4 protein-coding genes are annotated in these 6,234 nt (G+C 30.3%); all 4 read right to left on the bottom strand.

Annotated features, from left to right (window positions below):
- Window positions 1-715: 715 nt before the first annotated feature.
- The 4 genes from G626_RS17005 to G626_RS0114770 all read right to left on the bottom strand — a co-directional run bounded on the left by G626_RS17005 (window position 716) and on the right by G626_RS0114770 (window position 6,141).
- Window positions 716-1,759, bottom strand: coding sequence for a hypothetical protein (locus G626_RS17005; protein WP_022933560.1), 1,044 nt, complete (start codon window positions 1,757-1,759; stop codon window positions 716-718).
- 132 nt (window positions 1,760-1,891) lie between these two features.
- On the bottom strand, window positions 1,892-3,331 hold the full coding sequence (locus G626_RS0114780; RefSeq protein ID WP_022933559.1) for a hypothetical protein: 1,440 nt from the start codon (window positions 3,329-3,331) through the stop codon (window positions 1,892-1,894).
- Between the two features lie 467 nt (window positions 3,332-3,798).
- The gene (locus G626_RS0114775) at window positions 3,799-4,935 is read right to left on the bottom strand and encodes a phospholipase D family protein (RefSeq protein WP_196800505.1); all 1,137 of its coding nucleotides are present in this window, start codon (window positions 4,933-4,935) and stop codon (window positions 3,799-3,801) included.
- Between the two features lie 300 nt (window positions 4,936-5,235).
- On the bottom strand, window positions 5,236-6,141 hold the full coding sequence (locus G626_RS0114770; RefSeq protein ID WP_156003386.1) for a PDDEXK family nuclease: 906 nt from the start codon (window positions 6,139-6,141) through the stop codon (window positions 5,236-5,238).
- Window positions 6,142-6,234: the final 93 nt, after the last annotated feature.

The following is a 6,234-nucleotide window of genomic DNA, read 5'->3' as shown; positions in this document are numbered from 1 at the left end:
ATAACAATATTTTAAACCGCAGGCAGCTTGACTGCCTGTCGGCTTTGAAAATTTGTTATAACACCTAGCTACCTTTTAGCGCCGGAGGGCGCGTAGATAAAGATAACTAACTGCAAAAATATTTTTTTATTTTCTCGTAGACTTCAATAACTTTTTTAAGTTCACGAAAAATAAAATTTTAAAATATTTATTTCTTCATGCAAAAAGCTTGAGACAGTGCGAATGCACGTGCGAAAAGTTTTTACATAAACCAATAAATTACTTTTCTAAAAAAAGGGCAGTCCAATAGACTGTCGTTATAACAATATTTTAAACCGCAGGCGGCTTGACCGCCTGTCGGCTTTGAAAATTTGTTATAACACCTAGCTACCTTTTAGCGCCGGAGGGCGCGTAAATTAAGATAACTAACTGCGATCTATTTTTTTATTTTCTCGTAGACTTCAATAATTATTTTTAAGTCCACGAAAAATAAAATTCTAAAAATTTTTATTTCTTCATGCAAAAGACTTGAGACAGTGCGAATGCACGTGCGAAAGTTTTTTACACAAACCAACTAGATATTTTTTTCTTAAAAAAGGGCAGTCCAATAGACTGTCGTTATAACAATTGGTTGTACCGCACGCGGCTTGACCGCGTGTCGGCTACGAACCTTTGTTATGCTTTCTTACTGCAAAAATATATCTTTTAGCAACGGCTTGACCGTTGCGTAAAATAATTATTCATAATTATATTTTGTTCCATCTACATTAATTGAGACTGCCTTTTGTTTTACACAATCGTAAGTTAAAATATAATTAGTTCTTACCATTGCACCAAAACCATTTTGAGAATCCACATAACCTTGAGCTTTTATGATTCCATTTTCTTTAGACCAGCGATAATCTAAATAATCACAAAACTTTGCTGTTGCAGGACTTTTCAACATCTTTTTTATTGATGATTCGCAAATCATTTGGCAAGCAGTTTTTTCTTCTAGTGATAATTCTGTAAAAGCTTCAATTTTATTTAAAATTTTACCGTTTTTATAAACGGGAGAGAAATTTACTAAAATTTCACTCAGTTTATTATCTTTTGTCAAATATACCGTAATAATATTGCCTTCTGTTTTTCCAACAGAAATTACTTTATTTGGTTTTACACCTTCCATCTCAATATAATATGAAATAGTTCCATCATTTAATTCATCTTCTTTTTCTACTTTAGTGATCTTTGTGAAACCACATTTTTCGAAAATAGGACTAATTTCTGCATAGTCATTTTCAGAAATTCCAAATCTTTCATAAGCAGGAATTTGGCTTTCTTTTATGGCTTCTTTTTTCTTATTTGCATTTGAGATATTGCATTGAACAATTATAAATGCAATAACAGCAAAAATAACAAACTTTAATTTTCCACCCTTTTTCTTTTTAGTATAGACACTTTTTTCTGAATCAGAAGTTTCATCTGAGTTTGATAACTTTGATTCTACAAATTCCTTAAAATCTTTTGCCAAATTATAGTTTTTCTTGCCATTAAAAAGAACTGAGTCATCATCTAATGCTGCTTCTCCTTTTTTCTTATTAAAAATTCTTTCATCTCCAAATTCGACAATTCGTATATATCCAGCCGTGCCCATATTGGGCTCTTCAATTTCAATTGATTTTATCCTGCTGTACGGAATCTTTTTTTCGTAAGAACCAAAAGCGAATGATTTTTGTTTTATTACAACATATTCTTCCTCTGTTGTAATAATTTTTCCGGTGTTGCCCTTAAAATTCATAATTTTCTCCATTCTTATAAAATTTATGAAATTTGTAATATGCAACTACCAGCCCAGTGGGCTGTGAGCATAACAACTGGTTGTACCGCAGGCAGCTTGACTGCCTGTCGGCTACGAACCTTTGTTATACGATTATTTTATCGAATCTCTATAATATTTCATACAAATACATTCTTTTATAAAATTTATTTGTTCATCGTTAAATTTATATATTAATTCTAGTTGAATTTCACTTCCTGGTAGCATTCCAATTGATTCTTTTCTTATTTCTCCAGATTTAGCCGAATATATAGTTTGAAAGTTATTATAATCTGAGTCCAACTCAAATCTTAAAGCACCTGTTTCATACGAACCGGTGGCATTTTGTTCATAAAAATTAATTTTTGCCCCATCTTTATAAAACAAATCTGTTTCAAAATACACTTGGTAAGAAGAAAGTTCTGACATAAACATTGATTTGTTAAGATTTAACTCTGCGTAAAAATCATTATCAGCAACATTATACTTTAAAATAAGTGATTTTTTTGAATCTAGATATACCTCCTTAGTTAATTCTCTTTTCTTAAAAAGTCCATTTAATTTTTCGTTAGTTATTTTCTCTACAGAGTTATCAGTGTATGTTATTCTAATGGAATTTATTTTCATATATGCAATTGAACTGTTGTACCATACTGCATTCCATTTTGCTTTATAACGAGAATTAGGTTTTATATAATCAACAACTTGGACGGTTTTCGTAGAACCCCCATCTAAAGTCGAATATGTAATATCATCAACACGATTGTAGGGTATTAACTCAAAATCAACATACTTTATAGTTTTATTTGAGGTATTTTCAAAAGTTATATAAGCATTAACAGCATCTAAAACATCATTTTCTGTATTAAATGAATTTATAAAAATTGGTAGAGTTGGAATCGATGAAATTTTTTCTTCATAAAGCCTTTTTCCATTTTCAAATACTGTTTTACAAAACTCGTTGTATTTCTCTTCTCCAGTTTTTACTTCTTCGGCGTGTTTTTCTTCTTCTTTTTCAAGAATGTTTTTTACAAAAGTTGAAAGTTGAGAAAAGTCATAATCATATATTGTGATATTGAAATTTCCATTTTTAATTTCTGATTTTGAGTTTGTAATTTTTCCATTAGTTGTAACAAAAATTATTTGTCGATAATCAGAAAGATTGTATTCTGGTTCCTCAGACTGAAAAGAATTTCCATTCTTATATTCAATGGCATTATTATACATTACATAACCAAATGAATCTTTGTGATTGTATGATTTTGCTTCAAACAGTACATTTTTAGTTCCATTATCAGTAAATCCAATACATAAAATTTTTACATCCTTATACATGTTATAGAAAGTTGTTTTATTTTTAATAATAATTTTTCCATTTAGAAAAGCATTGCCTTTGGAATCTCTGTTATTAATTATATAAGTCCCATCTATTTCTTGAACTTCAGCTTGTTCGATAGATTTTGATTGTATTTTTGTTGTTTCACAACTAAAAAATAACAATGATGAAAATATAATTGAATAGCAAACAAAGAATAACGAAATAATTTTTTTCATAACAAAACCTCACATAACTTATTATAGGAATTGAATATGAAATTTTTGCTAAATTTGAAAAATTTAAATTCTTATTTCACATTCAGCGGCTCAATAAGCCGTCCGTATAACAACTGGTTGTACCGCAGCGGGCCTGACCCGCTGTCGGCTACGAACCTTTGTTATGCTACTAGATATCTTTTAGCGCCGGAGGGCGCGTAAATTAAGATAACTAACTGCAAACTATTTTTTTTATTTTCTCGTAGACTTCGGAAATTTTGAATGTCCACGAAAAATAAAATTCTAAAATATTTATTTCTTCATGCAAAAAGCTTGAGACAGTGCGAATGCACGTGCGAAAGTTTTTTACATGAACCAACGCCTTACTTTTATTTCTAAAAAAAAGGCAGGCCAGTGTGCCTGTCAGCATAACAACTGGTTGTACCGCAGCGGGCTTGACCCGCTGTCGGCTACGAACCTTTGTTATGCTATATACAATTTCTTTTTGATAATTCGGATAGTAAATAATTTTTTGCTTTATCTGTAATTCTTAATTTTTCTCGCTGATAATGCATTCCGTGAACATCTCGATTTGTACCTACAGAATTTGGAAATGCATCTGCACCTATATTTTCATATAAGTCGGAAATTGGAATACATTTACAAGCTTCATCATGTATATATTTTATATTTTCAAAATATATGTAATATGGCCATCTATTTCTATCTGGATTTTTATTCTTTTCTTCTTGAGAAGCTATTTGATTTTTTTGCCATTGTTTAACAGTTCCATATCCATATATCATAATAGTTGGTTTATTTTCCAGATTATAACTAGCAACTCCTAAGAAAACCAAATCTCCAGTTTTAAAACCACTTGGTTTTGTCGCAAAATATGTTTTATATTTTCCTTCTTCTAATTCCTTTTCTATGATTGTATCTCCTTTTTTTCTTCTTTCATCTGAGAATCCTTCAAATTTAAGCCAAGCAGTTGAATTTGTAATAAGATTTTCAGAGAAACAACTTTCAATCATATCAGGTCGTGAAATAACTTTACTTAAATTTTCAAATTCAAATCCAAAATTAAATCTTTCATCAAATCTAGTAATTTCTTTCTGCCTTGGAATTGTTTTGAGAATTTCGATTTCATTTAGAATTCTTTCTTTTGTAACAACATAATCATTTGGAATGTTTGTTTTGAATTCATTGAAATATGCTATCCCTGTTCCAATAATTTCATTACAATCATTATTTTCATTTTGAAATAAAACATTTAATTCAATATTTGTTAGAAAACCACCAGTCGTAAAATTTGAAGAACCTAGAATCATAGAATCTGTATCGATGATGTAAAGTTTTGTATGTAATTTTTTTACAGCAAGAATTTTTACATTATTATCAGACAATAAATTTAAAGCCTCAAGGCTACTTGCTTTTGAATAAAAATCTGAGCGATTAAATCTTGTTATTAAAGTTACGTTTATATTTTTTTCTTTTATAATTTTTACTATTTCTTTAGCAGTTTGAATTCCTATAAAAGGACTGATAATGTTTATTTCTTTTTCTGAAGATTCAAATAAATCAAATATTTCATCTTTAATGTTTTCAGATAATAATTTTACCATGTTTTCCTTCATTTTAACCACGCCAGTGGCGTGTGAGCATAACAATTGGTTGTACCGCAGCGGGCCTGACCCGCTGTCGGCTACGAACCTTTGTTATGGCAATTTTATTTCTTATACAGAATTAGATTTTTTAATTCCTTTTTTTCTTTAAGAATTATTCTGCACACTTTTTGAAGAAACGTTTCTATTATTATTTATTTTCCAAGCGGCGTAAAGCCGCGTACTACTGCTTCTTCGTCCTAACCATAAAGTTCAATTTCATTTCAGAAAGCAAGCTTGACTTGCTTTCTGAAATATACATTATTTAGCTAGTTCATAAGCCTTATTAAATAATTCTGAAATCAAGTCTTTTGCAGATGAAAGTTCTTTTGATGTTATTTTAGCACTTATGTTTGTGCCATTGCTTCTTATCATATTTTCGATTCCAGATTCTTCGAGTTTTTCACTCCATTCCTTTATAACATCATTATCAATTTTTACATCAAAATGGATGTGAGTTCCTTTCCTTGGGTGAAACCATGAAAAATTAACTCCACCTTCTGAGCCCATAGCGATATGATTTTTATTATATGTAATTCGTAAATCAGGAATAGTATCTTTCAGAACTTCTACAATTTCATCCAAAACTTGTAATGATTTTTTATTAACTTTTTGTTCCCAATATTCTCTGTTTACGATTTCTGAAGTTCCTTGTAATTCTTCGTCACCAGGTTCGTTTATATCAAGTACTTTCACAAAATTTAAACAAAGATTACTTTCAATTGTAAAAGCATTTAATTGAATTGCAATTAAGGGAATTGATTGATTTAGTAAACTGATTATATTAAAGAATCTATTTGTTATTTGTTCAGCAACTATGACTGCTCGGTGTTCTAGAGATGGAAATCTTTTTCTTTCGATATCCCAATATTCTATTGTTCTTATAATATGACTTTCATCAACTGTTCCAAGCATTAATTCAACTTCATATCTAACACCGTCATCTGGATTGTACATAAGAAAATCAATTCTTCCTCCTGAAGATTGCTTTCTTTCTCGTTCGATTACTGCTAAATCTCCCAAGTTTAAAATTGAGGGATCTTTTTCTATCATTTCCTGTAACCATTTTTCATCTTTTCCGATTTCACGTAGTTTTACTGGTGTTTGTTTGGTATATTTATAATCCATTATTTTTCCTCCAATAGCAGGCCAGTGGCCTGTCGCCATAACAATATTTTAAACCGCAGGCAGCTTGACTGCCTGTCGGCTTTGAAAATTTGTTATAACACCTAGCTACCTTTTAGCGCCGGAGGGCGCGTA

This window comes from Treponema bryantii NK4A124 (assembly GCF_000421345.1).
Classification (GTDB): Bacteria; Spirochaetota; Spirochaetia; order Treponematales; family Treponemataceae; genus Treponema_D; species Treponema_D bryantii_B.
Note: the sequence above shows the minus strand (reverse complement) of the source record. Positions and strands in the feature narration are given on the sequence as shown.